Source organism: Flavobacterium sp., assembly GCF_029945805.1.
Classification (GTDB): Bacteria; Bacteroidota; Bacteroidia; order Flavobacteriales; family Flavobacteriaceae; genus Flavobacterium.
Genome location: NZ_JAQSDH010000044.1, coordinates 85,313 through 109,476 on the forward strand (window position 1 = coordinate 85,313; position 24,164 = coordinate 109,476).

Here is a 24,164-nt window from a genome sequence, read left to right on the forward strand (position 1 = left end):
TGGCACAGTAATTGGTTAGTCTTGAAAAAAAGAAGTTCCATTATTAAAAACTATACTTATGAAAACTAAAATTTTTACCCTTGCAATAGTTGCATTATGGAGTGTTACAGGTGTTTTCGCTCAAGACAGAACTACGGTAACAGCAACAAATTCAGACATCAGCGATAATTTAGATTTGCGTGCTGTTGCATCAATCTTTGGAGATTCACAAGACTTAAACGATTTTGAACAGAGGTTAAATGACCCAAAAGCCCAAATTTCTAATTTAGATTTGAACGGTGATAATCAAGTAGATTATTTGAGAGTAATTGAAAGTGTTGAAGGTAATGCGCATTTGATCATAATTCAATCCGTTTTAGGTCGAGAAAATTTTCAGGATATTGCAACTATCGAGGTGGAAAGAGACAGGAATAACCAAGTTCAGGTTCAGGTTGTAGGCGATGTTTATATGTATGGTACTAATTATATATATGAGCCGGTATATTCTTATGCACCGCCAATCTACACTTCTTTTTGGGTAGGTAATTATCGTCCTTATTCTTCTTCTTGGTATTGGGGTTATTATCCAGCTTACTACTCATTTTGGGCTCCATATCCAATATATACATATCATAATCACATTCATGTACACATAAATTCACATCATCATTATAACTATGTGAATAGCAGAAGAAATACAGTAGTTTATAATAATTATTACGCTAGTAGACGACAAAATAGTTATGAAAGACAATATCCGAATCGCACATTTACTCAAAGAAATCAGGGTTATACCAACAGACAAGAATTGACTAACAGCAGAACTACAAGAATAAATTCAAGAAATCAAGGTATTACTACTAGAGGTGGAAGCGCTTCTAGTGCGACAAGTTCGACACGTGCAATAACAACACAAAATGGATCAAGAACGCAAACTAGTTCAACTCCAAGAAGTGTATCGGTTCAAAATGGTTCAAGAGATAATATGTCTCAGTCCACCCCCAGAAATGTTGCGACACCTAGAAACGTTGAAACTCCTAGAGCGCAAAGTACCCCCAGAAATGTTGCGACACCGAGAAACGTTGAAACGCCTAGATCGCAAAGCACTCCAAGAACACATGTAAATACGAGATCAAATGAAAGTCAAAGAGCTTATGAAAGTCCGAGAGCACAAACACAAAGAAGTTCGAGTTCTTATCAAGAGCCTCAACCAAGTGCAAGTTCTTCAAGAAGCGAGGGAATTTCAAATGGAGGAAGAAGATAGTTAAGAGGGGAAAATTTATAGTTTAGATTGTTGAGAAGAAGCACTGCATTTATGTAGTGCTTTTTTTATTCCATTCACCAAAATTATCAACGTAAAAAACTATTTGATTTAAAAATATACTACATTTGTGACCGTTTTAACAATTTTTTATGAGTGCTCATACTAATCAACTTCATAGCAAACTTAGTGTTGCAGGACTACTTATCGCGTTAGGAATTATTTATGGAGATATAGGAACTTCTCCATTATATGTGATGAAAGCCATAATCGGATTGAATCATGTTATCAACAAAGATATTATTCTGGGTGGATTGTCGTGTATTTTCTGGACACTGACATTACAAACTACTATAAAATATGTTATCATTACACTTAGTGCGGACAATCATGGTGAAGGCGGTATTTTTGCTTTATATGCCCTAGTAAAACGCACCAAAATCCAATGGCTTATCGTTCCCGCAATTATTGGAGGAAGTGCGCTTTTGGCGGATGGAATCATTACTCCTCCAATATCCGTTTCATCAGCGATAGAAGGTATTAGAACATTTTATCCAAGTATCAATACGGTACCAATCGTTATTGGAATATTGTTTGTTCTGTTTACCATACAGCAATTCGGATCAAAATTAGTAGGAAAGTTTTTTGCCCCTATGATGATTATTTGGTTTACAATGCTTGGCGTTCTAGGAATAATCCAAATTGTTTCCAATCTTGAGGTATTCCACGCACTTAATCCTTATTATGCCTATCATTTATTAAAAATTCATCCTGACGGATTTTATGTTTTAGGTTTTGTATTCTTATGTACAACTGGTGCCGAAGCTTTATATTCAGATATGGGTCACTGTGGAAGAAAGAATATCAGAATAAGTTGGATTTTTGTTAAAACAGCATTAGTCTTAAACTATTTTGGACAAGGAGCTTACTTGATAAAACATCAAGGTGATACCTTAATGAATTTGGGAGGAAAAAATGCCAATCCATTCTATTTAATAATGGAAAGTTGGTTTCAGCCTATCGGAATTGTAATTGCTACAATGGCAGCAGTAATAGCATCTCAAGCCTTAATCAGCGGATCGTTTACATTGATAAATGAAGCCATGCGTTTGAATTTTTGGCCTAAAGTTAAAATTAAATATCCTACTGATTTAAAAGGTCAATTATACATTCCATCTATCAACTGGTTATTGTTTATAGGTTGTGTCGGTATTGTACTCCACTTCGAAGAATCTGGAAATATGGAAGCCGCTTATGGTTTAGCAATTATACTTTGTATGATTATGACCACCATTTTATTGAATTTTTATCTAATAATGAAACGATTTTCCATTTTTGTAATAATACCCATAATTACGCTCTATTTAAGCATTGAAATAAGCTTCTTAATAGCTAATATAGATAAATTTTCTCACGGTGGTTACGTAACTTTAATCATTGCTTGTATCTTAATTTCCATAATGACAGTATGGTTCTTAGCTAAAAAAATCAGCAAGACATATACTAAAATAGTGAAGATTGACAAGTATAAAAAAGTACTTGCCGAACTAAGCGTAGATTTATCCATACCAAAATATGCTACACATTTGATATACATGACCAACTCAAACCGAGCGGATGAGATTGAAGAAAAGGTAATGTATTCAATCTTGCAGAAACGACCAAAACGAGCGGATATGTATTGGTTTGTTCACGTAAATGTCTTGAGCGAGCCATACAAAAGAGAATACCGAGTAACGGAAGTGATCAAGGATGATTTGTATCGAGTGGATTTCAATTTAGGATTTAGAGAACCTACCAAAATCAACTTGATGTTTAAAGAAGTAATTAGAGATATGGTTCAAAATGGTGAAGTTGACGTCACAAGTCGCTACGAATCATTGAATAAGAACAATATTATCGGAGATTTCAAATTTGTACTCTCTGAGAAATTTCTATCAAACGATAGTGATTTGACTTTCTTTGAAAAGATCGTAATGAACAGCTATTTCTTATTAAAAAAACTAAGCTTATCCGAAGAAAAAGGATTTGGCTTAGATAGTAGTTCCGTAAAAGTGGAACAATTTCCGATGGTACTTCATGCGCCAGAGAAATTTGAAATGTTCCGCATCCGATAAAAAACCATCAACTATATAAAAACAGTTAACTTCTGCCGTATTAAATCCATTGGGGTACTACTATTCTAGTGTTTGTTTTTTTAAACTGAAAAAATAACAAATAGGATAATAAAAAAGCAATATCTTTGCAGGCTGATTTTTTTTACACCATGCGATTACACCGAAACTTAGTTTACACTACCATCGACTCTTTAAATGCCATTTTCAACGAAAGTGAATATGCCGATAAAGTTGTTGCTCGAGCCTTGAAAAAAGACAAACGTTGGGGAAGTTCCGACAGAAAATTTGTAGCCGAAACCATTTATGAAATTGTTCGTTGGAAGCGATTATACTCTGAAATTGCAGAGGTAAAAGAACCTTTCAATAGAGAAGATTTGTGGCGAATGTTTTCGGTTTGGGCCGTTTTGCGTGGTTATCCAATTCCAGATTGGCGACAACTGGAGGGAACTCCGGAAAGAAAAATTAAAGGAAGATTTGACGAACTTTCGAAAATCAGAAAGATGCGCGAATCTATTCCGGACTGGATGGATGAATTGGGCGTAACTGAACTAGGCGAAGAACTGTGGACCAAAGAAATTGCTGCACAAAACCAACCTGCAAAAGTTATTCTTCGTGTAAATACTTTGAAAACTACTAAAGAAAAACTGCATTCTATTTTGATGGATTTGAACATCGAAACTGAATTTCTGAAAGACCAGCCAGACGCCTTAGTATTGAAAGAAAGAGCAAATGTTTTTTTAACCGATGCATTTAAAGAAGGTTTTTTCGAAGTACAAGATGCTTCATCCCAATTGGTAGCCGCTTTCTTAGACGTTCAACCCGGAATGAGAGTAGTTGATACTTGTGCCGGAGCAGGCGGAAAAACATTACACATGGCATCTTTAATGGAAAATAAAGGACAATTAATTGCCATGGATTTGTATGAAAGCAAATTAAAACAATTGAAGTTAAGAGCCAAAAGAAATGGCGCTTTCAATATAGAATATAGAATAATTGACACTACCAAAGTGATCAAAAAACTGCACGAAAAAGCAGATAGAGTCTTGATTGACGCACCATGTAGCGGATTGGGCGTATTGAAAAGAAATCCGGATGCAAAGTGGAAACTTAAACCTGAATTTATTGATAATATCAAGAAAGTACAAGCTGAAGTTTTAGAGAATTATTCTAAAATTGTTAAGCCAGGAGGCAAATTAGTTTACGCAACCTGTTCAATCTTACCATCTGAGAATCAAGAACAAATTAAGCATTTCTTAACTACCGAAACTGGTAAATCATTTACTTTTGTTAAAGAAACAAAAATCCTTGCTCAGGAAACTGGCTTTGACGGGTTTTACATGGCCTTATTAGAACGAAAAAAAGAATTATAAAATGAAAAAAATTACGTCCGTTATCTTATTATTTAGTGTTGTTTTTTCTTTTTCACAAAATGGTGCACCGGCTTCTCCTTATTACAATGGTTCAAATTGGACGTTGACAGGAAGCAACCTAAAAGATGCGTTGGCAACAAAAATTACAAATACACAAACTAATTTCTTAAGCTATTCCCAAACAGATGAAGCACTAGCTATTTTAGATCGTGATCCATCTGATGCTACACAAACAAATGTACTATTGATTTATGGATTCAGTAGTAACTTATGCCCAACGTCTTCAACCGACGACAAAGATCACAGAAGAAGAGATTCGAGTTTCCAAGACGACGGTACTGCTTCTGCTTGTCTATACAACAGAGAACATACGTTCCCAAAGGCATTAGGAAATCCTGATTTAGGGACTTCTGGTCCAGGTGCGGATTTACATCATTTAAGAGCTGCTGACAAAAAAAGAAATGCAGATAGGGATAACGACAAATTTTTTAATGGCTCAGGAAACTCATTTGAAACAGGAACAAATTGGTATCCAGGTGACGAATGGAAGGGCGATATTGCTCGAATGATGATGTTTATGTATTTACGATACGGTAGCCAATGTCTTCCGACAGCTGTTGGAGTTGGAACTCCAGTTGCCTCGGATGCAAATATGATTGATTTATTTTTACAATGGAATGCTGATGATCCTGTTTCTCAGTTTGAAGACAACAGAAACACTTACCTTGGAAATGCTTCAAACACGTACGGTCAAGGAAACCGAAATCCTTTTATAGATAATCCTTATTTGGCTACAGTAATTTGGGGAGGCCCAATAGCGCAAAACAGATGGCCAGCTATTTTTCTGGATGCACCAACATTTGATTTAGCAAGTGCTATCACTGTTTACCCAAATCCTTCTTCCGATATTGTTACTATTTCTACTGAAATTGCTCTTGATGAAATTGATATTATTACTATAAACGGTCAGGTTTTGCAACAGATTAAAAAACCAGTTATGAGCAACAATAACTATACAATAAGTAATTTACCAAAAGGATTTTATTTCGTTAAAATTTATTCTAACTCTAATTCTGTAACCAAAAAAGTGCTTATTAACTAACTACGTTCTTTATCAATAAATTAAAACGCGGTTGAAATTCAACCGCGTTTTTTGTTTTTAATCGAAAAAGGAGTCAAACTACGATAAATAGGGTACAGAAAACATTCATTTTCTTTGAACTTTAGTGCTTCTTTAGTATCTTTCGCCCTCAAAATGTGTAACCCTTAAAACATTTTCAAAATGTTAGAAGAAAAGAATGATAACCTGCAAGATGCAGATGGAAACGTAAGCAATGAATCGCAAGAAACAATTGCTGTTGAAAATCAAGAAATTCCTGTTGAAGTTCAAGAGGAAAATGAATCAGTTATAGAAACTGAAGAAGCTATTGAAGCTATTCCAGAAACAGACGTTGCTGAAGAAGCTATTGAAGCTATTCCAGAAACAGACGTTGCTGAAGAAGTTTTGGAAGCTGAACCAGAAGTTGCTGTTTTAACAGAAGAACTTACAGAAGACCAAATTGAAGTTGCTGCTGAAACAGAAGCGCTTGTTGAGGAAACTGTTGAAACTCCAATTGAAGTTGAAGAAACGCTACCCGTTGCAGAAGAAGAAGTTGTGGAAACTGCTGGTGAAGTCGAAGAAAACACCATTGAATTAACTGACGAACAAGTCGCTGATGACTCTCTTGTTATTGAAAACAACGATGCTGTAATCAGTGCCATTGAAGATGTAAACGCCGAGGAGAGTGAAGACGAAACTTTAAAAGATCGTCACGACATTCCAATGCTGGACTACGACACATTATCAATGGAACAATTGATTGAGGAACTAGAAACTTTAGTTGCCGTTGAAAAACTGATGTCTGTTAAAGACCATGTTGAAGAAGTAAAAAAAGCATTTTTATCAAAATACTATCATTTTATTGATGAAAAGAAGGAAGAATTCCATGCTGAGAATCCGGAAACTACTGAGGAATTCCATTACCATTTCCCTTTAAAAACAAAATTTGACCAATTATACTCTGCTTACAGAGACAAGAAAAATAATCATTTCCAAAGTTTACAAAACAATCTAAAATCGAATTTAGAAAACAGATTGGCCATTGTAGAAGAATTGAAAAACCTAATACATAGTCAAGAAAGCATTCCGGTAACCTTGAAGAAATTCAATGACATCAGGGATCGTTGGAAAGTGGCTGGCCCAATCCCAAAAGACAAATACAACCACGTTTGGAATAACTATCATTTTCACTTAGAAAATTTCTATGATGTATTGCATTTGGACAGAGAAATTCGAGATTTGGATTTCAAACACAATTTGGTTCAAAAGCTTAAAATCATTGAGCGTGTTGAAGAATTGGTAAATGAAGAAGATATCAATAAAGCGTTCCGTGAATTGCAGGATTTACACCGAATCTGGAAAGAAGATATTGGTCCAGTTTCAAGAGATAGCCGTGAGGAAATCTGGAATAGATTCAGTGAATTGACTAAACAAATGCACGACAAACGCGAAAGTTTATTCGAAAAACTTCGTGAAGGCGAAAGTGAAAATCTAGCGAAAAAGAAAGAACTTATCGCTCAGATTGAAGTATTGGCACAAGAAAAAGTAAATTCGCATTCGGCTTGGCTTACCCAAATCGAAAAGGTGGAAGCGTTGCGTAACCAATTCTTTAGTGCAGGTAAAGTGCCAGCTGAAGTAACTGACCAAACTTGGACCGAATTCAAAAATGCGGTGAGAAGTTTCAACGTATTAAAAAACTCGTTCTATAAAGACATCAAAAAAGATCAGAACGACAACCTTTCCAAAAAACAAGCCTTGGTTGCTAAAGCCAATGAGTTAAAAGAAAGTACCGATTACGCAGCTACAACACCATTATTCAAACAGATTCAAGAAGAGTGGAAAACGATTGGTCACGTACCTAGAAAGTTTTCTGATAAACTTTGGACTGAATTTAGAGCAGCTTGTAACGAATATTTTGAGAAGCTAAAAGAGCAGAAAACGGAAGTGAACGCTGAAGAGTTGGAAGCTTTTGAAAATAAAAAAGGCTACCTAGAAACGATCAAAAGTTTTGAATTGGTTGGAGATCACAAAACGGATTTGGATGCGATTAAATTGCATATCGAACAATGGAAAGGCTTTGGAAAAGTTCCTTTTTCCCGAAGACACATTGAAGGTAAATTCAATAAAATACTTGACACTTTATTTGAAAAATTGAGTTCTAGCAAGAAAGACAACGAAATGGCGCGTTATGCGAACCGAATCGATACTCTTTCAGGCTCAGATAACACCCGAAGATTAGATAATGAGAAAGTATTCATCATGCGTAAAATCGATGAAGTGCAGAGCAATTTATTCCAATTAGAGAATAACATTCAGTTTTTTGGAAGAGCCAAAGCAGATAATCCAATGGTGAAAGAAGTAATGAATAACATTGAGAAACAAAAAGAAGAATTGGCTACGTGGAAAGAAAAGCTAAAACAACTTAGAAGTATCAAAACCGAAGAATAAGCAAAAAGCCTCTCAATTTTAAATGAGAGGCTTTTTTTATAGTTGTATTTTAGAAGCTAAGAGATAAATAACGGCCATTCTTATCGCGACTCCGTTTTCGACTTGGTCTAAGATTACCGATTGTTGGGAATCGGCGACATCGGAAGTAATTTCTACACCGCGGTTTATAGGTCCTGGGTGCATGATTACGATTTTCTTGGATAAGGAATCTAAAAGCGCTTTATCAACACCATATTGTTGTGCGTATTCTCTGGTTGACGGAAAATAATTCACATCCATTCGTTCGTTTTGTACGCGAAGCATATTTGCTACATCACACCATTCGAGCGCTTTTCTCAAGTTCGATTCAACCGTTACGCCAAGACTTTCAATGTGTTTTGGAATCAGCGTTTTTGGCCCGCATACTTTTACTTCAGCACCTTGCATTTGCAGTGCATAAATATTCGATAAGGCAACTCTTGAATGCAGAATATCACCCACAATCACGACCTTCTTCCCTCCTACTTCGCCCAATCGTTCTTTTATAGAATAACTGTCTAATAAGGCTTGCGTTGGATGTTCGTGTGCTCCATCTCCGGCGTTTATGATGCTTGCTTTTACGTTCTGTGATAAAAAGTAAGCCGCGCCAGGATTGGCATGACGCATCACCACCATGTCCACTTTCATTGAAAGAATGTTGTTGACGGTATCAATTAGAGTTTCTCCTTTTTTAACCGATGATTGTGCTGCTGAAAAACTAATCACATCGGCAGAAAGTCTCTTTTGGGCCAGTTCGAAGGAAAGTTTTGTTCTGGTACTGTTCTCGAAAAAAATGTTGGCAATCGTAATGTCGCGCAGTGAGGGCACTTTCTTAATAGGTCGATTGATGACTTCTTTGAAATGGTCAGCGGTTTCGAATATCAAATCGATATCTTCTTTTTTTAGATACTTTATGCCTAATAAATGGTTGACTGATAGTTCCAAACTTTTTATTTTAAATTTTGAATTATAAATTTTAAATTCTTAATCATTAGTATTAAATCAGATATACTGCGTCTTCTCCATCCTTCTCTTTCCAGCAGACTTTAACCTTTTCATCATTAATAACATCTACTTGACGACCGCGATAATCGGGCTGGATTGGCAAATGACGGCTGAATCTTCGGTCGATTAAAACCAATAATTCTATTTCTGCCGGTCTTCCGAAAGATTGGATGGCGCTTAAGGCTGAGCGAATGCTTCGGCCGGTAAAAAGAACGTCGTCAATAAAGACTACTTTTTTATCTTCTACTAGAAAATCTATATGGGTTTTGTTAGCTTCCAATTGCTTTTCGCCACGACGGAAATCATCACGGAAAAACGTAATATCTAAGAATCCTAACGGTATGTTTTTGATGTTGTAATCGGTTTCTAAAATCGTCTTAAGTCGTTCAGCCAATGAAACACCACGGGGCTGAATTCCGATAAGGACTGAGTTTGAAAAGTCAAGGTGATTTTCGATTAACTGACAAGCCAAACGATGGAGTATGATATTGACTTCTTTGGAAGTGAGCAATATTTTCTGACTCATAGTAGTGTTGTTTGGGTTGTAAAAGTAGTATTTTTTATTGAGTGTGTCAACTGATGCCGGAAATTTGTGCTTCGGCTTTCTCTAGAATCATAAACTCAGTCCTTAGTATGGGGCATCCATTTTTTAAACTCGGCGTGCAGTACTTCTTTTTCTAGTTGGAACTGTTGTACACGCGACTGTAAAGCAAATAAATCAACCCACGTGTTTTTTTTACTACCCGCTTGAGCCCGACTTACTATTGATTTCAGCATTTCCTGAGAATGCTCAAATTTTAATTCGTTTACAAATGATTCCAATTGTATCGCTTTTGCATACGCCTCATTTTCTGCCGTTAAGACATCTAGTTTTAGTAGTGCTTTTTGCAGCTGATATTCGTTTTCTAGTCGCAATTTGTCATAAACTTCCTTAGTCACGCTTAGTTGTACGGAATCTAAAATTTGATTTTTAGAGGCAATTGCTGCTGTAGATTGCAAATGGATATCCATTTTAGAATAAAGTATAAAGGCAGCTGAAGGCAAGCTTCTTCTATTAGATTCATACATAGACCATTGCGCCCGACTTATGTTTAGCACAATCGCCATCTCTTCCTGAGTAAGTCCAATTTGTGTTCGAATTGTTTTTCTTTTTCCCATGATGTTTTTTGCTTGATGTATAATGGCTATAAAAATGCCCAACCTATTTTTTTGTTTCAATTTCAATTATAATGCCAATTTTGAAACAAGATGTGTTTCAAATTTAAATGTTGAACTAATTTTGAAACAGAATGAATGTTTCACTCTGCTTTATCACGGAAATACTAAAACCACTTCAAACATTCGTAAGAGTAAATTCTTATATTTGGAAAGTAAAAAGCGAAATAGACTTTAGACAAACTATGAGTGACGGAATGAAAAAAATACGATGGGTTAAATTTATCTTATTGACTTTTTTAACTCTTGCTGTTACACAAGACAGTATTGCTTGCAGTGGTTATAAAATTACTATTGGCAACAAGACTATATTTGCCAGCAACGAAGATGCCTGGAGGGTAACTCCACATATTTGGTTTGAAAACGGAATAAAAAACGCCCAATTTGGAGCGGCTTTTACAGGTTCAAGATATGACGGCGAAAACGGATACGCACCACAATCAGGAATGAATGAAATGGGTTTAGCCTTTGAAAGACTGGTTTCATACCATCCAACACAAAAAAGCTTTGCTAACAGAAAAACCATATCCAACCCAACCAAATATCTGAAAGACATTTTACACACTTGCAAAACAGTAGAAGAAGTTCAGGAGTTTATCAGCAAATACGACCACAGCTATTTTATCGAAGATATTTTTATTTATGTGGACAAATCAGGTAAATATCTTATCGTAGAGCCTTATACAGTAACAATTGGAAACGAGCCAACGTATCTTATATCGAACTTTTGTCCTTCCATAACTTCTGAACAAAATGCCAACAAACTTGAAAGATACCGAAACGGAGTTTCATTTTTGAAAAACGGTAGGGACACTACTCTTGAATTTTGCACTGCTTTATCAGACGCAATGCACGTATGCAGAAAAAAAATTGGTGACGGAACGCTGCTGACTTCTATTTGGGATTTAAACACTGGAACAGTTAACTTGTATTTTTATCACGACTACAAAACTGCGGTTCAGTTCAATTTAAAAGAAGAATTGGAAAAAGGCGACCACATTATTGCCATACAAACATTATTTCCTCATAACGCTGAATTTGAAAAATTACGCACTTATAAAACCCCGAAAAACAGTAATTTAATTGGCGTATTTATCGTTGCTTCCGCTGGTTTGTTTTTATTTACTTCAATATTCTTTCTAATTCAGTATTTCAGAAGAAAAGAAAATAAAAAATATCCTTACATTCAATTATTGCTTTTCCCACTTGGACTAATCTTATTTTATTATATGGTTGTGTTAAGCGGTAGGATTAACGTTTTCTACTTTCCTGCACCATACAAAGACCTGACAAATGTTTTTGTTAGCCTAACCTCATACATACCCTTTTTATTGTTGTTTATGATTATTCCTTTTTGTGTAATTAACGTTAAACTTTTTAAAGAAAAAAGCTGGAGTGTTTTTGCAAAAGGACTATTTACTTTTAACAACCTTGTTTACATCGTTCTCATTGGACTTTTTGTTTATTGGAGATTTTACAACATTTTTAGTTAACTAACAAAGGGAATAATATAGAAAGAAAACGGCTTTTATCAACGGTTTCAATAAAGTGCGTATAAAATTTGAAAATCACGTTTTTCTTTCACAAAAAATTTTATTTCTACTAAATATACTTAGCTAAATATAGTGCTTCATTACTATTTTTAAATTTTATGAATCATTTAGTTAGCGTGCATTATCGCGAGACAAAGTAGAAATCAACAAATAGATATCAAAATTTCCAACACAGTTTGAAAAATGAAAAAAATTTTCTCACAAATCCAAGGTTTTACTTTCCTGACACTAGTACTTTGTGGTACTGCCTGCAACGGACCCGCTAAAAAAGATCTGCCAAAAGAAAATGACCATCCAAAACTTATAAAAACTATAGGGAACCCCAAATATGGCAATGTTACTTGTAGCCTACTGGATAAAGAAGGCAATCTTTGGTTTGGCACTACAGAAAATGGGCTATTTAAATACGATGGAAAAGCATTTCGTCAATTTTTGGTGGCCGATGGATTAAACAGTAATGCGATCAACGACATCTTGGAAGATAAAGTGGGTAAGATTTGGGTTGGCACTAAAGATGGAGTTTGTCTTTACGATGGTAAAACATTCGCTAAAATCCAGATTCCTTTACCAAAAAACCTACCGCCGAACAAAAACAAGTTCCATCAAACGCATATTGTACATGATATTATGGAAGACAAAACAGGGAAACTTTGGTTTGCAACCATAGACGGTCTTTACATCTACGATGGTAAATCCTTTACTCTGTTTTTAATTGATGAAGCTGCAAATGGTTTTTTGAGCAGTAACGATAAGGTTGAACGCATTTTAGAAGACAAAAAAGGTAATATTTGATTTGGTGGACGAACCAATGAAGGTGTTTTTAGATACGATGGGAAATCTATAATTCATTTTAAACTACAAGAACTTACGCTTCAATTCGATTCACGTCAAGTCAGTCATAGTTGGGCATGGCCTCAATTGCAAGATAAAGACGGCACTATCTGGTTTAGCAATTGGGCTGGAGCCTACCGTTATGATGGCAAAACATTTACAAGTTTTACAAAAAGTGATGGTTTGGCAGGTTCTAACGGCTTAGTTGCAAAGATTATAGAGGACAAAAACGGCAACCTTTGGTTTGGCGGCGATGGTGGTCTTTCTCGTTACGATGGAAAATCATTTCAATGTTTTAAAAATGGATTAATCAATTCTTGGATTTGGACAATTTTGGAAGATAAAACTGGAAATCTTTGGGTAGGTACCAGAGAAACAGGCCTCTACCTTTTCAATGGAAAACAATTTATTACTTATTCGGAATATAAAAAATAGCTTAAAACCAACTAATAAAAAAATTGTAACAAGAAACACAAATAAACAAAAGTAATGAACCGCTAACAATCGTTTTGTGAGATGGCGAAATATGTAGTAAATTCACCTTACTCTTTGGCAAGTAATAAGTTCGTCTTCAAATGAAGGAGTATACTATCTATTAATTTAATTTTATGAATAAACAATTTTTAATTTTAGCTCTAAGTTTTACGATTAACTCTTGCTTGTTTTCTCAGACTAAAAATTCTATAGTTTCAACTATTGATGTAACAAATTTTTGGGTTGCTTATGACAGTGTTCAAAAAACTACTGATCGCACTAAACAATTAAAATTCATTCAAGAATTATATCTAGACAAAGCTTCCGAAGGGTTGCAAGATTTTATGATTGCTCGAGAACATTCGGCCAAAAGACATTTAGATAATATTTTGAAATATCCTAAATTTTGGATTTCTATACGACCTCATACTATTGAAATTGAAACGCACAAGAAAGAGATTAATAAATTAATGTCTCGATTTAAAAAATTGTATCCTAGCTTTAAACAACCCGATGTTTATTTTATGATTGGTTGCTTAAATTCTGGCGGGACAACAACGAAAGATAAAATTCTAATAGGTTCAGAAATTGCGTGTGCAAATAAAAACGTTGAAGCGTCTGAAGTTAGCGCTTGGCTTCGAGAAGTATTTGCACATAGAATTACTATTGTTACTATGGTCGCACACGAAGTTGGACACACACAGCAAGTCAATGGCGATAGTGAAAACGACGGTAAATCAAATTTATTAGGCTATTGTATTGGCGAAGGTTCTTGCGATTTTATCGCCGAATTACTTGTAAAGAAACCGATAAAGTCGCCTTACATGATCTACGGAAGTGCCCATGAAAAAGAGCTTTGGAAACTATTTGAAGTTGAAATGTTTGGTCAAGAAACTGAAAATTGGTTGTATAGTGGAGATGAAGCACCTAACGGTAACGCCGATTTAGGCTATTTTATGGGCTACAAAATTTGCAAATCCTATTATGAAAATGCAAAAGATAAAAAAAAGGCACTTAAGGAAATAATTGAATTGGAGTACACGCCGGAAAGTGTAGCTAATTTTTTAGTTCAATCCAAATATCCTGAAAAATGGAATAAATAAAAAAGGCGTTTATGCATGCAGCATATTTTATTTTCGATAATTTAAAACTTAAAGAAATAAGTACGTAATAATCATGAACCACAAACAAAATACGATACAAACTTGGAATAAGTTGGCACAAAAGTACCAAGATAAATTTATGGATATTCGCATTTATGATGACTCCTATGATCTGTTTTGTGCGGCTGTAGCCAATGAAAATGCGTCCGTTTTAGAAATTGGCTGCGGCCCTGGAAATGGTACCAAATACTTATTGGATAAACATCCAAACTATAAAATTTTAGCAACTGATGTAGCTCCGAGTATGATTGAATTGTGCAAAATAAATGCGCCAACTGCTCAATTTCAAGTTATAGATGCCACAGCAGTTCATCAGATTAAACAGAAATATGATGGTATATTTTGCGGTTTTTGTATGCCGTATTTATCTAAGGAAGAATCGATTCAACTTATTAAAGACAGCTACACATTTTTAAATAATGGTGGTATATGCTACTTCAGCGTAATTGAAAATGATTACGAAAAATCGGAAACACAAACGAGTAGTGATGGACAGCACAGCATGTTTGTATATTACCATCAAGCAGACTATTTACAAGCAGCTTTGGAAGAATCTGGTTTTGAAATACTGCATTTACTACGTGTTACTTATCCAAAACCGAATGCTATTTTCGATACCCATTTAATTTTTATCGCGTGTAAATAGTCTCATAAAGTAGCTATAATTTACTTTAAAACATTTAATTTAAAACAATTGAAAATAAAATAGTTAGAGTATCTTTGGTTAGGTTTTTAAAACAAATGATAAAAAAAATAATTTCGGCAAAAAAAAACATTGGTCTTCTTATAGAAGACAAAATTAATAATGCATCCGAATTACTTCTTGCCAATAAAGAACTTGCCCTTCAAGTAGTTGAACGAGAAAAACGGGCTGCTGAACTCGTTATAGCCAATATTGAACTTGCCTATCAAAATGAGGAAAAAGAAAAGCGAGCTGCCGAGTTGGTCATTGCCAATAAAGAATTAGCGCTTCAACTCACTGAAAAAGAGAAAAGAGCGGCAGAATTAGTTGTCGCCAATACAGAACTTGCTTTTCAAAATCAAGAAAAAGAAAATAGAGCAGCAGAACTGATTATTGCCAACAAAGAACTGGCGTATCAAAATAACGAAAAAGAAAAACGCGCAGCCGAACTCATTATTGCTAATAAAGAATTGGCTTATCAAAATAATGAGAAAGAGCAACGTGCAGCCGAATTGGTCATTGCCAATAAAGAATTGGCTTATCAAAATAATGAAAAAGAAAATCGTGCAGCCGAATTGATAATTGCTAACAAAGAGTTGGCATTTCAGGTCATTGAAAAAGAAAATCGCGCAGCCGAATTAGTAATCGCTAATAAAGAATTGGCTTATCAAAATCACGAAAAAGAAAATCGTGCGGCAGAATTACTTATTTTAAACAAAGAACTCGAGTCTTTTAACTTCATTTCCAGTCATGATTTGCAGGAACCTTTGCGTAAAATACAATCCTTTACAAGTAGAATTCTCAGTACTGAATATGATAATCTTTCTGAAAAAGGAAAATATTATGTGGAACGCACCAATGTTTCAGCACAACACATGCAAACTCTTATTAATGACTTACTTGCCTACTCTAGAACCACACCCAACAAGAGGAACTTCGAGAACAAAAATTTGCATAAAATTGTAATGGAATCGATAGCATCTCTCAAGGAAGAGATTGAGGAAAAACAGGCTGTTGTTGAAGTGAATGTTAATTCAAATGTATCTATTATACCCTTTCAGTTCAAGCAATTAATTCAAAATCTTATTGGTAATTCTTTGAAGTTTTGTGATCAAAATGTTAAACCTCATATTAAAATTGAAAGCAATTTTGTAAAGCATACTACTGTTGATGCAAAAAAATCACTCTTAAAATCAGACCATCATCACATCCGTTTTAGCGATAATGGAATTGGATTTGATCCACAGTTCAAGGATAAAATTTTTGAAATATTCCAACGCTTACATCAAAAGAGCCATTATGAAGGAACCGGCATTGGTTTAACCATTGTAAAAAAGATAGTGAATAATCATAACGGAATCATCACAGCAAATTGCAAACCAAATGAAGGCGCTGTTTTTGATATTTACATTCCCGCTCAACAATCAATATAAAAAAACTCCCAAGGGTTCACTTGGGAGTTTATATTAGATATACATTTTCTTTCGTAATTCCTGAACTTTTTCGTCATCAAGGTATTCATCAAAAGTCATGTAGCGATCAATTACGCCGTTTGGTGTTATTTCTAAAACTCTGTTAGCCACAGTTTGTGCAAATTCGTGGTCATGTGTCGTAAACAATACCGAACCTTTAAAGTTTTTTAATGAATTATTAAAAGCAGTAATCGACTCCAAATCTAAGTGGTTGGTTGGTTCGTCAAGCATTAAAACGTTGGCACGAATCATCATCATTCGAGATAACATGCAACGCACTTTTTCACCACCCGATAATACCGTACATTTTTTCAAAGCTTCTTCGCCAGAGAAAATCATTTTTCCAAGGAAACCACGAACGTATACTTCATCACGTTCTTCTTCAGTTTTTACCCACTGACGCAACCAATCCACAAGGTTCAAATCGCCATCAGTAAAAAATTGGCTGTTGTCATTGGGCAAATACGATTGATTGGTAGTAATTCCCCAATCAAATGTTCCAGCATCCGCTTTTTGATTACCGTTTAGTATTTCGTAGAAAGCGGTTGTAGCTCGCGAATCTTTAGAAAAAATCACTACTTTATCGCCTTTCGCCATGTTTAAATCGACATTCTTAAACAATATTTCACCATCTACAGAAGCAGCTAATCCTTCCACGTGAAGAATCTGGTCTCCAGCTTCTCTTTCTGTATCGAATATAATCGCAGGATATCTTCTGCTTGAAGGTCTGATTTCGTCTAAGTTTAATTTCTCAATCATTTTTTTTCGCGAAGTAGCTTGTTTAGATTTGGCTACGTTGGCACTAAAACGACGAATAAATTCTTCTAACTCCGCTTTCTTTTCTTCAGCTTTTTTATTTTGTTGTGCTTTTTGACGGGCTGCTAATTGACTAGACTCGTACCAAAAAGTATAGTTTCCGGAATAATGATTAATTTTAGAGAAATCGATATCTGAAATATGGGTACACACTGAATCTAAAAAGTGACGGTCATGTGATACTACAATTACAGTATTTTCATAATTAGCCAAGAAGTTTTCTAACCAAGAGATGGTTTCAAAATCCAGATCATTCGTAGGCTCATCCATAACCAAAACATCCGGATTTCCGAAAAGCGCTTGTGCCAAAAGTACACGAACTTTAAGTTTTCCTTCTACGTCGGCCATTAAGGTATAATGCATGTCAGCACCAATTCCCAAGTTGGATAACATCGAACCCGCATCCGATTCCGCATTCCAACCGTTCATTTCTTCAAACTCAACTTGTAATTCTCCTATTCTATTGGCATTTTCGTCTTTATAGTCTGCATATAATGCATCCATTTCCGTTTTAACGGCAAACAAAACTTTGTTCCCCATCATAACTGTTTCTAGAACCGTATGTTCGTCAAACTTGTTGTGATCCTGACTTAAAACCGACATGCGTTTGCCAGGTTCAAGAAAAACTCTTCCCGATGTTGGGTCAATATCTCCGGCAAGAATTTTAAGAAAAGTCGATTTTCCTGCTCCATTCGCACCAATAATACCATAGCAATTGCCTTGTGTAAAGCTTGTATTTACTTCATCAAACAAGATTCTTTTACCAAACTGAACCGATAAATTATTTACAGTTAACATGTATTCCGAATTATTAAATTTGGTGCAAAAGTAGTCAAAAGTGTTCATTGTTTAGGTGATAATCGTCCCTTTTTTACATTGATATTTAACTAATGATTAACAGAGAAATCAAAAGTATCAGGCTATTTTTGTTTATTAGTCTCAAATTATGCACAAGATTACCACTATAAAAATTTTAAGTCTACTAATTCCGATGCTCGCGCTTTTTAGTTCATGTAAAAATGAATTTAAAGGTTATGAATATGTCGCCTATTTTGGTGGTGAAGTGGTAAATCCAAATACCCGTTATGTTCTTTTCTGTAAAGAAAATGAGGTGCTAGATACTTTAAAACTAGACAAGAATAATCGTTTTTTCGTACAGTTTGATTCCTTAACACCAGGACTTTACAGTTTTAGACATGAACCCGAATATCAATATATTTATTTTGATAAAAACGACAGTATTATGGTGCGTGTCAACTCAAAAGATTTTGATGGTTCAGTATTTTATTGTGGTCGTGGCGATGAAAAAAATAATTTCCTGATGGAATTGTATTTAAAAAACGAAAAGGATCGAAACAAAATGTTTGAGTTTTTTGATGACAATTTTGAAGATTTTTCGAAGGAAATCGATTCTACTTATTCAAAATCAACTGCATTTTATAATCGTAAAAAAGGAGAAATTAAATGGAGCGATGACTTTGATGTTTTTGCCAAGGCATCATTAGATTTCAATTACTATTCGAAAAAAGAATTATATCCGTTGGTTCATAAAATCAGAACTGGAGTAGATTTGATAGAAAAGTTACCCGGAGACTACTATGATTATAGAAAGAACATCAATTTTAATAATGCTGAACTTTCAAATTATGCGCCTTATGTGATGTATTTGTCTAACATGCTCAACAATATGGGGACGATAAATTATCACAATCACTTTACTGAAAAAGATTTGGCCTTGAAAACCAACATTAATAAAATGAATATTGCGGATACGCTGATCAAAAATGATAAGTTAAAAAACAACATTTTGAATAATATTGCTTTTACATACTTGCTTGAAGATCAGAATATGGCAAACAACAATAAATTCTTAGAAACCTATAATAAACTTTCTACAGACAAAAGTAAAAAGAACGAGATCACGACGATTTGCAATGCGATAAAGATGCTCGAAGTTGGCCAGCCTTTACCAGAAGTAATTTTGAACGATATAAGTGGTACTAAAATCACATCTTCAAGTGTATGCAAACCCAATACGGTTTTTTTCTTTTGGACTGTAAATGCTAAGGCGCATTTCGAATCGGTTCACAGAAAAGTTATGGCATTAAAAACAAAGTTTCCGCAATATAATTTTGTGGCTGTAAATATCAATGACAGTGCAGAAGATTGGAAAAAAGTTTTATCATCTTATAAGTTCGATGGCATAACAGAACTACACTGTTCCGATTTTGAAAACATTAAAAACAAATGGGCAATTAATAAAATTCATCGAACTATAATTATGGATCACAAAGGCTTGATTAAAAATGCTTTTGCCAATATTTTCGATTCACAATTTGAGGATAACTTGAAGTAGACTTCTTAGACTTTTTAGACTTCTTAGATATAAAAAATCCCGATGCTATTTAAGTATCGGGATTTTTTGTATTTATTATTAAACTGTTCACTAATCCCGAAACTTCGAGACTAATCGCTGAATACTATTTTACTTATTTCCTTTTTCGTAATCAGCTATAAATTGAGCCAAACCAATGTCTGTTAATGGATGTTTCAGTAAACCTAATATTGATGATAACGGACCCGTCATCACATCAGCACCAATTTTGGCACAGTTCACCACGTGCATAGTGTGACGTATAGAAGCGGCTAAGATTTGAGTTTCAAAAGCATAATTATCATAAATCTCGCGAATTTCTTGAATCAATCCCAAGCCATCCGTAGAACAATCGTCTAATCTTCCTAAAAATGGAGAAACATAAGTTGCACCCGCTTTTGCCGCCAATAAAGCTTGACCCGCAGAGAATACTAAAGTAACATTTGTTTTAACGCCTTTATCTGAAAAATATTTACAAGCTCTGATTCCTTCTTTTGTCATTGGTAATTTTACCACGATTTGTTCATGTAAATCAGCCAACTCCTCGCCTTCCTTTATCATTCCATCATAATCAACAGCGTTTACTTCAGCACTGACATCGCCATCTACTATGTTGCAAATGTCAACATAATGTTTCAGGATGTTGTTTTTTCCTGTAATTCCTTCTTTTGCCATCAACGAAGGGTTTGTAGTAACGCCATCAAGAACGCCTAATTCCTGAGCTTCTTTGATTTCTTTTAGATTGGCAGTGTCAATAAAAAATTTCATAATATATAATTAAGTGTTGTTTCTGTTGTGGGCGTTCCCCTAACGGGTCAGGCTATCCGCAGTGCATGGCACTTGCTCCTATCCTTAACGCAATCGTGTACAAAGTTACATATTCAATTTCAAAAATCAATAGCAATTTCAAAAATCAATAGCAATGTCAAAAATCAATAGCAATAGCAATGTCAAAAATCAATAGCAATGTCAATTTCAAAAATCAATAGCTATTTCAAAAGTCAATACCAATGGAAAAATTAAACTGATATATTGAATATTTTCATTGACATTGTAATTGTCATTGACATTTACAGTTTATAATGATTCATCAGCATCTTTTCGTAGATTCTGTCTGGTAAAATTCGTTTTAAAACAATAGAAAATTTCTGCATAAACGCACCCACTTTATAGTGTAGTTTTGGACTTTTACTGTTGATAATCTCATAAATTGCTAGTGCCATTTCGTCTGGATTGTTTCCACTATCGACATGTTCATCCATTTGACTCAACGTATTTCCGTATGGGATTTCATAAGCTGAACCCACAATCAACGGAGCATGAAATCTTCCGGAAGCAATGTTGGTAGCAAAATCACCTGGAGCGACATTTGTAATATTGATTCCAAAACTTTTCACTTCCATACTTATGGCCTCGGTTATAAGTTCCAACGCACCTTTAGACGCAGAATAAATTCCACGATACGGCAATCCCATATAACCTGCGATAGAAGTAATATTGATAATCAAACCCGATTTTTGTTCTCGCATTTGAGGCAAAACGGCCTTAATCACTTCAATAGGTCCAAAGAAATTAGTCTCGAAATTATTGCGCATTTCGCTGGTTGGAATTTCTTCAATGGGTCCCGTAATTCCAACACCTGCATTATTAATCACAACATCAATTCGACTAGAAATTGATATTACTTTGGCAACCGCAAGTTGAATACTTTCTGCATTTCGAACATCCAAAGCGATTAATGGAAATACAGAATTGGTGATTTTTTCAGGATTTCGACTGGTTCCGTAAACCGTAAAACCTTTGTGGAATAAAAACTCTCCGATGGCTTTCCCAATTCCGGATGAACCGCCTGTAATTACTACTACTTTGCTCATTTTTTTTTAGATAAAAGAGGATAGACAATACTTAATATCCGATAAAATATCTATCATCTATTCGTCTATTATCTATCAGTTTATTTTGGGTTAAAGATACTTAGTTTAATTGTATTCCTAAACCCGGTTTTTCGCTCAGACAAATTTTACCAAATACGATTTCGCTCCCTTTAGCAATATCATTTGCAATAAGATTTGCACCATCTAAATCGGCGTAATCGCAATACGGAGCCAAAACTGCAGCAGCGGAAATTCCGATGGACGATTCGGTCATACAGCCAATCATAATTTTATAATTTAGTGCTTTGGCAGCGGAAATCATTGCTAAAGCAGGAGTCAATCCCCCACATTTTACAAGTTTTATGTTGATACTTCTGTAATGGTGTTGTAAATCGTTTAGTACTGAACTATCCTGACAATCTTCATCTGCCATCCAATTTGCAAATTTTGTAGCATGTAAGATTTCATAATTGGTAGCATCTGGTTTCATGGGTTGTTCAATATACGAAAATTTAGAAATCGCTTCATTATTTTCGAGCCAAAGGCAATGCTCTTTAGTGAAACTTCCGTTAGAATCTAAAGCCAAAGTTACCTCTAATTCTAATAATCTTGTAATAGCTTTTTCATCAAAATGATTGCATTTCACTTTAAATTTGGACCAATTCGATTTTTGAATTTTCTTTATTTGACTTTCAACGATATCAACACTTATTGTAATAGAAGAATCCGGAAGTTTAGCATAATCGATGGCATTTAGTTGCAAAAAACTTTTCTTTTCGATTTTGCCAAATAGATCCCAATATGCGCAATCTAAAGCTGAACGCAGGAAACTTGGTAAATCAAATTGCAAAAGGAAATCGTAAAAATCAGTCGGATAAAGTATGTTCTGACTTTCAATTTTAGATTTTATTTTGGTTAAAATAACTTCAAAATCAGTAAGACTTATATTGTAATAATCTATAGCTGTACATTCGCCGTAACCTTTGCTTCCATTCTTTTCAAGCGATACTACTAAGGCTTCTCTGTGTGTGTAATTTCCATAAGCGATGGCAAAGGTTTCTTTGAGTTGAAATCGTACTATTTGCCATGCTAAAACCATTGGTGTAAAAATAAAAAATCCCGAGAATTTCGGGACGCTTTTTTTGAAAAAAATGGCAAGCGACCTACATCGCACCGCTCAACCACATACCTTTGCTATGTTCCCATCCTGGAGGATTTTGCAGGAGCTGGTCGTGTAGGACTTGCCGGTGCAAATATACAATCTTTTTGTTTTTTTGCAAGGATTTTAGAGCAATATAAATATATTTGTGGTAGAAATTTTAATTCCAAAAAATGAAAGTTTATAATCCGTTAATTACCATTTTATTAGCCTTAATTATCGCTAGTTGTGGCGACAGTCAAAGAGAAAAAGAAAACTATTTCAGCTTTGATAACAATGCGTTAAAATCATTATATCAAGCAACAGATAAAGTAGATTTTACACTAGTTAATACAAAAAATAAAACGATTGACAGCGTTGCTTATTTTGTAGATGACAAAAGAGTTTCCTCTGTAAAGGGAAATGGAAAATTCACTTTAGATTTAAATGGAAAAAAATTAGGATACCAAAACCTAAAGGCATTAGTTTATTTTGAAAGTGATACTATTTCTACTAGAACCCGAATCGAAGTCGCTTCAGGAATTACGATTAAGCCCTTAAAATATACTATTGTAAATACGTACAATCACGATATCAATGCCTTTACCGAAGGTTTTGAGTTCTATCGCGACACGTTGATGGAAAGCACGGGACAAAATGGAAAATCATATTTCGCCAAAATTGATTACAAAACAGGTAAAGCCTATAAAAAAGTGGATTTAGACCAACAATATTTTGGAGAAGGAATCACCGTTTTGAACAATAAAATCTACCAATTAACCTGGCAAAATGCAACTGGCTTTATTTACGATGCCAATACCTTGAAAAAGATAAAAACGTTTCAATTTGATAAAAAGATTGAAGGTTGGGGAATGACGAATGATGGAAAAAACATTTATCAATCGGATGGAACGGAGAAAATTTGGACCATGGATCCCGAAACACAAAAAATGACGAATTACATCAATGTCTATACTAATAGCAGTAAAATTCAAAGCATCAACGAACTCGAATGGATTAACGGAAAAATTTATGGTAATATCTGGCAAAAAGATGCTATTGCAGTTATAAATCCACAAACTGGAGCCGTTGAAGCTGTTTTAGATTTGACAGCTTTAAAAGCACAAATTAAGAATCCAAAAGCTGATGTTCTTAACGGAATTGCTTACAACAAAAAGACAAATACCATTTTTGTAACGGGAAAAAACTGGGACAAAACTTTTGAAATAAAAGTTACCGAGTAATTTTTGAAATTAGTATTATAAAAAAAGCCAC

20 protein-coding genes and 1 other RNA gene are annotated in these 24,164 nt (G+C 34.7%); 13 read left to right on the plus strand and 8 right to left on the minus strand.

What is annotated here, in order from left to right; all coding sequences use genetic code 11:
• Positions 1-58 precede the first annotated feature (58 nt).
• From PSU83_RS12070 to PSU83_RS12090, 5 genes are all read left to right on the plus strand, one after another.
• A complete protein-coding gene (locus PSU83_RS12070) occupies positions 59-1,243 on the plus strand; it encodes a hypothetical protein (protein WP_300589736.1) in 1,185 nt (394 codons plus the stop codon).
• Positions 1,244-1,392: 149 nt separating this feature from the next.
• Entirely contained in the window at positions 1,393-3,357 is a 1,965-nt protein-coding gene (locus PSU83_RS12075; protein ID WP_300589737.1) for a KUP/HAK/KT family potassium transporter, read from the plus strand.
• Positions 3,358-3,506: 149 nt separating this feature from the next.
• Positions 3,507-4,727, plus strand: coding sequence for a methyltransferase domain-containing protein (locus PSU83_RS12080; RefSeq protein WP_300589738.1), 1,221 nt, complete (start codon positions 3,507-3,509; stop codon positions 4,725-4,727).
• Position 4,728: 1 nt separating this feature from the next.
• On the plus strand, positions 4,729-5,829 hold the full coding sequence (locus PSU83_RS12085; protein ID WP_300589739.1) for an endonuclease: 1,101 nt from the start codon (positions 4,729-4,731) through the stop codon (positions 5,827-5,829).
• A 180-nt stretch (positions 5,830-6,009) separates the two neighbouring features.
• Positions 6,010-8,274 carry a DUF349 domain-containing protein gene (locus PSU83_RS12090; protein ID WP_300589741.1) on the plus strand — a complete coding sequence of 755 codons (2,265 nt, stop codon included), beginning with the start codon at positions 6,010-6,012 and terminating at the stop codon, positions 8,272-8,274.
• Positions 8,275-8,310: 36 nt separating this feature from the next.
• Here the strand turns inward: PSU83_RS12090 and PSU83_RS12095 are convergent, their stop codons facing one another.
• From PSU83_RS12095 to PSU83_RS12105, 3 genes are all read right to left on the minus strand, one after another.
• Positions 8,311-9,237 carry an aspartate carbamoyltransferase catalytic subunit gene (locus tag PSU83_RS12095; protein WP_300589742.1) on the minus strand — a complete coding sequence of 309 codons (927 nt, stop codon included), beginning with the start codon at positions 9,235-9,237 and terminating at the stop codon, positions 8,311-8,313.
• A 52-nt stretch (positions 9,238-9,289) separates the two neighbouring features.
• Positions 9,290-9,823 (minus strand): bifunctional pyr operon transcriptional regulator/uracil phosphoribosyltransferase PyrR, encoded by a 534-nt coding sequence (gene pyrR / locus PSU83_RS12100; protein ID WP_300589743.1) that lies wholly within the window; start codon positions 9,821-9,823, stop codon positions 9,290-9,292.
• Positions 9,824-9,918: 95 nt separating this feature from the next.
• Positions 9,919-10,455 carry a helix-turn-helix transcriptional regulator gene (locus PSU83_RS12105; protein WP_300589744.1) on the minus strand — a complete coding sequence of 179 codons (537 nt, stop codon included), beginning with the start codon at positions 10,453-10,455 and terminating at the stop codon, positions 9,919-9,921.
• Between the two features lie 131 nt (positions 10,456-10,586).
• Here PSU83_RS12105 and PSU83_RS12110 point away from each other — a divergent pair, with 131 nt between their 5' ends.
• The 6 genes from PSU83_RS12110 (at position 10,587) to PSU83_RS12135 (ending at position 16,648) form a co-directional block, all read left to right on the plus strand.
• Positions 10,587-12,005, plus strand: coding sequence for a hypothetical protein (locus PSU83_RS12110; protein WP_300589745.1), 1,419 nt, complete (start codon positions 10,587-10,589; stop codon positions 12,003-12,005).
• A gap of 243 nt (positions 12,006-12,248) precedes the next feature.
• Complete coding sequence (locus PSU83_RS12115; RefSeq protein WP_300589746.1) at positions 12,249-12,857, plus strand: two-component regulator propeller domain-containing protein; 609 nt, start codon at positions 12,249-12,251, stop codon at positions 12,855-12,857.
• 126 nt (positions 12,858-12,983) lie between these two features.
• Positions 12,984-13,331 (plus strand): two-component regulator propeller domain-containing protein, encoded by a 348-nt coding sequence (locus tag PSU83_RS12120; RefSeq protein ID WP_300589747.1) that lies wholly within the window; start codon positions 12,984-12,986, stop codon positions 13,329-13,331.
• A 173-nt stretch (positions 13,332-13,504) separates the two neighbouring features.
• The gene (locus PSU83_RS12125) at positions 13,505-14,473 is read left to right on the plus strand and encodes a DUF2268 domain-containing putative Zn-dependent protease (RefSeq protein WP_300589748.1); all 969 of its coding nucleotides are present in this window, start codon (positions 13,505-13,507) and stop codon (positions 14,471-14,473) included.
• A gap of 73 nt (positions 14,474-14,546) precedes the next feature.
• On the plus strand, positions 14,547-15,179 hold the full coding sequence (locus PSU83_RS12130) for a class I SAM-dependent methyltransferase (protein ID WP_300589749.1): 633 nt from the start codon (positions 14,547-14,549) through the stop codon (positions 15,177-15,179).
• 95 nt (positions 15,180-15,274) lie between these two features.
• Positions 15,275-16,648 carry an ATP-binding protein gene (locus PSU83_RS12135; RefSeq protein WP_300589750.1) on the plus strand — a complete coding sequence of 458 codons (1,374 nt, stop codon included), beginning with the start codon at positions 15,275-15,277 and terminating at the stop codon, positions 16,646-16,648.
• 33 nt (positions 16,649-16,681) lie between these two features.
• Here the strand turns inward: PSU83_RS12135 and PSU83_RS12140 are convergent, their stop codons facing one another.
• Positions 16,682-18,301 (minus strand): ATP-binding cassette domain-containing protein, encoded by a 1,620-nt coding sequence (locus PSU83_RS12140; protein ID WP_300589823.1) that lies wholly within the window; start codon positions 18,299-18,301, stop codon positions 16,682-16,684.
• Between the two features lie 148 nt (positions 18,302-18,449).
• Between PSU83_RS12140 and PSU83_RS12145 the strand changes: the two genes are divergently transcribed.
• The gene (locus PSU83_RS12145) at positions 18,450-19,859 is read left to right on the plus strand and encodes a thioredoxin-like domain-containing protein (RefSeq protein WP_300589751.1); all 1,410 of its coding nucleotides are present in this window, start codon (positions 18,450-18,452) and stop codon (positions 19,857-19,859) included.
• A gap of 129 nt (positions 19,860-19,988) precedes the next feature.
• Here PSU83_RS12145 and fsa read toward each other — a convergent pair whose 3' ends face one another.
• The 4 genes from fsa to ffs form a co-directional block, all read right to left on the minus strand.
• Positions 19,989-20,645, minus strand: coding sequence for a fructose-6-phosphate aldolase (gene fsa, locus PSU83_RS12150; RefSeq protein ID WP_300589753.1), 657 nt, complete (start codon positions 20,643-20,645; stop codon positions 19,989-19,991).
• Positions 20,646-20,947: 302 nt separating this feature from the next.
• A complete protein-coding gene (locus PSU83_RS12155; RefSeq protein WP_300589754.1) occupies positions 20,948-21,751 on the minus strand; it encodes an SDR family oxidoreductase in 804 nt (267 codons plus the stop codon).
• A gap of 100 nt (positions 21,752-21,851) precedes the next feature.
• Positions 21,852-22,850, minus strand: a complete 999-nt coding sequence (locus PSU83_RS12160) for an enolase C-terminal domain-like protein (RefSeq protein ID WP_300589755.1) — start codon at positions 22,848-22,850, stop codon at positions 21,852-21,854.
• A gap of 50 nt (positions 22,851-22,900) precedes the next feature.
• Positions 22,901-22,998, minus strand: an RNA gene (gene ffs / locus PSU83_RS12165) — signal recognition particle sRNA small type.
• Between the two features lie 85 nt (positions 22,999-23,083).
• Between ffs and PSU83_RS12170 the strand changes: the two genes are divergently transcribed.
• A complete protein-coding gene (locus tag PSU83_RS12170) occupies positions 23,084-24,133 on the plus strand; it encodes a glutaminyl-peptide cyclotransferase (protein WP_300589756.1) in 1,050 nt (349 codons plus the stop codon).
• Positions 24,134-24,164: the final 31 nt, after the last annotated feature.

Coding starts and splice junctions, on each gene's coding strand:
- PSU83_RS12070 (WP_300589736.1), top strand. CDS start 59: ATGAAAACTAAAATTTTTACCCTTGCAATAGTTGCATTATGGAGTGTT.
- PSU83_RS12075 (WP_300589737.1), top strand. CDS start 1,393: ATGAGTGCTCATACTAATCAACTTCATAGCAAACTTAGTGTTGCAGGA.
- PSU83_RS12080 (WP_300589738.1), top strand. CDS start 3,507: ATGCGATTACACCGAAACTTAGTTTACACTACCATCGACTCTTTAAAT.
- PSU83_RS12085 (WP_300589739.1), top strand. CDS start 4,729: ATGAAAAAAATTACGTCCGTTATCTTATTATTTAGTGTTGTTTTTTCT.
- PSU83_RS12090 (WP_300589741.1), top strand. CDS start 6,010: ATGTTAGAAGAAAAGAATGATAACCTGCAAGATGCAGATGGAAACGTA.
- pyrR (WP_300589743.1), bottom strand. CDS start 9,823: ATGAGTCAGAAAATATTGCTCACTTCCAAAGAAGTCAATATCATACTC.
- PSU83_RS12105 (WP_300589744.1), bottom strand. CDS start 10,455: ATGGGAAAAAGAAAAACAATTCGAACACAAATTGGACTTACTCAGGAA.
- PSU83_RS12110 (WP_300589745.1), top strand. CDS start 10,587: ATGAATGTTTCACTCTGCTTTATCACGGAAATACTAAAACCACTTCAA.
- PSU83_RS12115 (WP_300589746.1), top strand. CDS start 12,249: ATGAAAAAAATTTTCTCACAAATCCAAGGTTTTACTTTCCTGACACTA.
- PSU83_RS12125 (WP_300589748.1), top strand. CDS start 13,505: ATGAATAAACAATTTTTAATTTTAGCTCTAAGTTTTACGATTAACTCT.
- PSU83_RS12130 (WP_300589749.1), top strand. CDS start 14,547: ATGAACCACAAACAAAATACGATACAAACTTGGAATAAGTTGGCACAA.
- PSU83_RS12135 (WP_300589750.1), top strand. CDS start 15,275: ATGATAAAAAAAATAATTTCGGCAAAAAAAAACATTGGTCTTCTTATA.
- PSU83_RS12140 (WP_300589823.1), bottom strand. CDS start 18,301: ATGTTAACTGTAAATAATTTATCGGTTCAGTTTGGTAAAAGAATCTTG.
- PSU83_RS12145 (WP_300589751.1), top strand. CDS start 18,450: ATGCACAAGATTACCACTATAAAAATTTTAAGTCTACTAATTCCGATG.
- fsa (WP_300589753.1), bottom strand. CDS start 20,645: ATGAAATTTTTTATTGACACTGCCAATCTAAAAGAAATCAAAGAAGCT.
- PSU83_RS12155 (WP_300589754.1), bottom strand. CDS start 21,751: ATGAGCAAAGTAGTAGTAATTACAGGCGGTTCATCCGGAATTGGGAAA.
- PSU83_RS12160 (WP_300589755.1), bottom strand. CDS start 22,850: ATGGTTTTAGCATGGCAAATAGTACGATTTCAACTCAAAGAAACCTTT.
- PSU83_RS12170 (WP_300589756.1), top strand. CDS start 23,084: ATGAAAGTTTATAATCCGTTAATTACCATTTTATTAGCCTTAATTATC.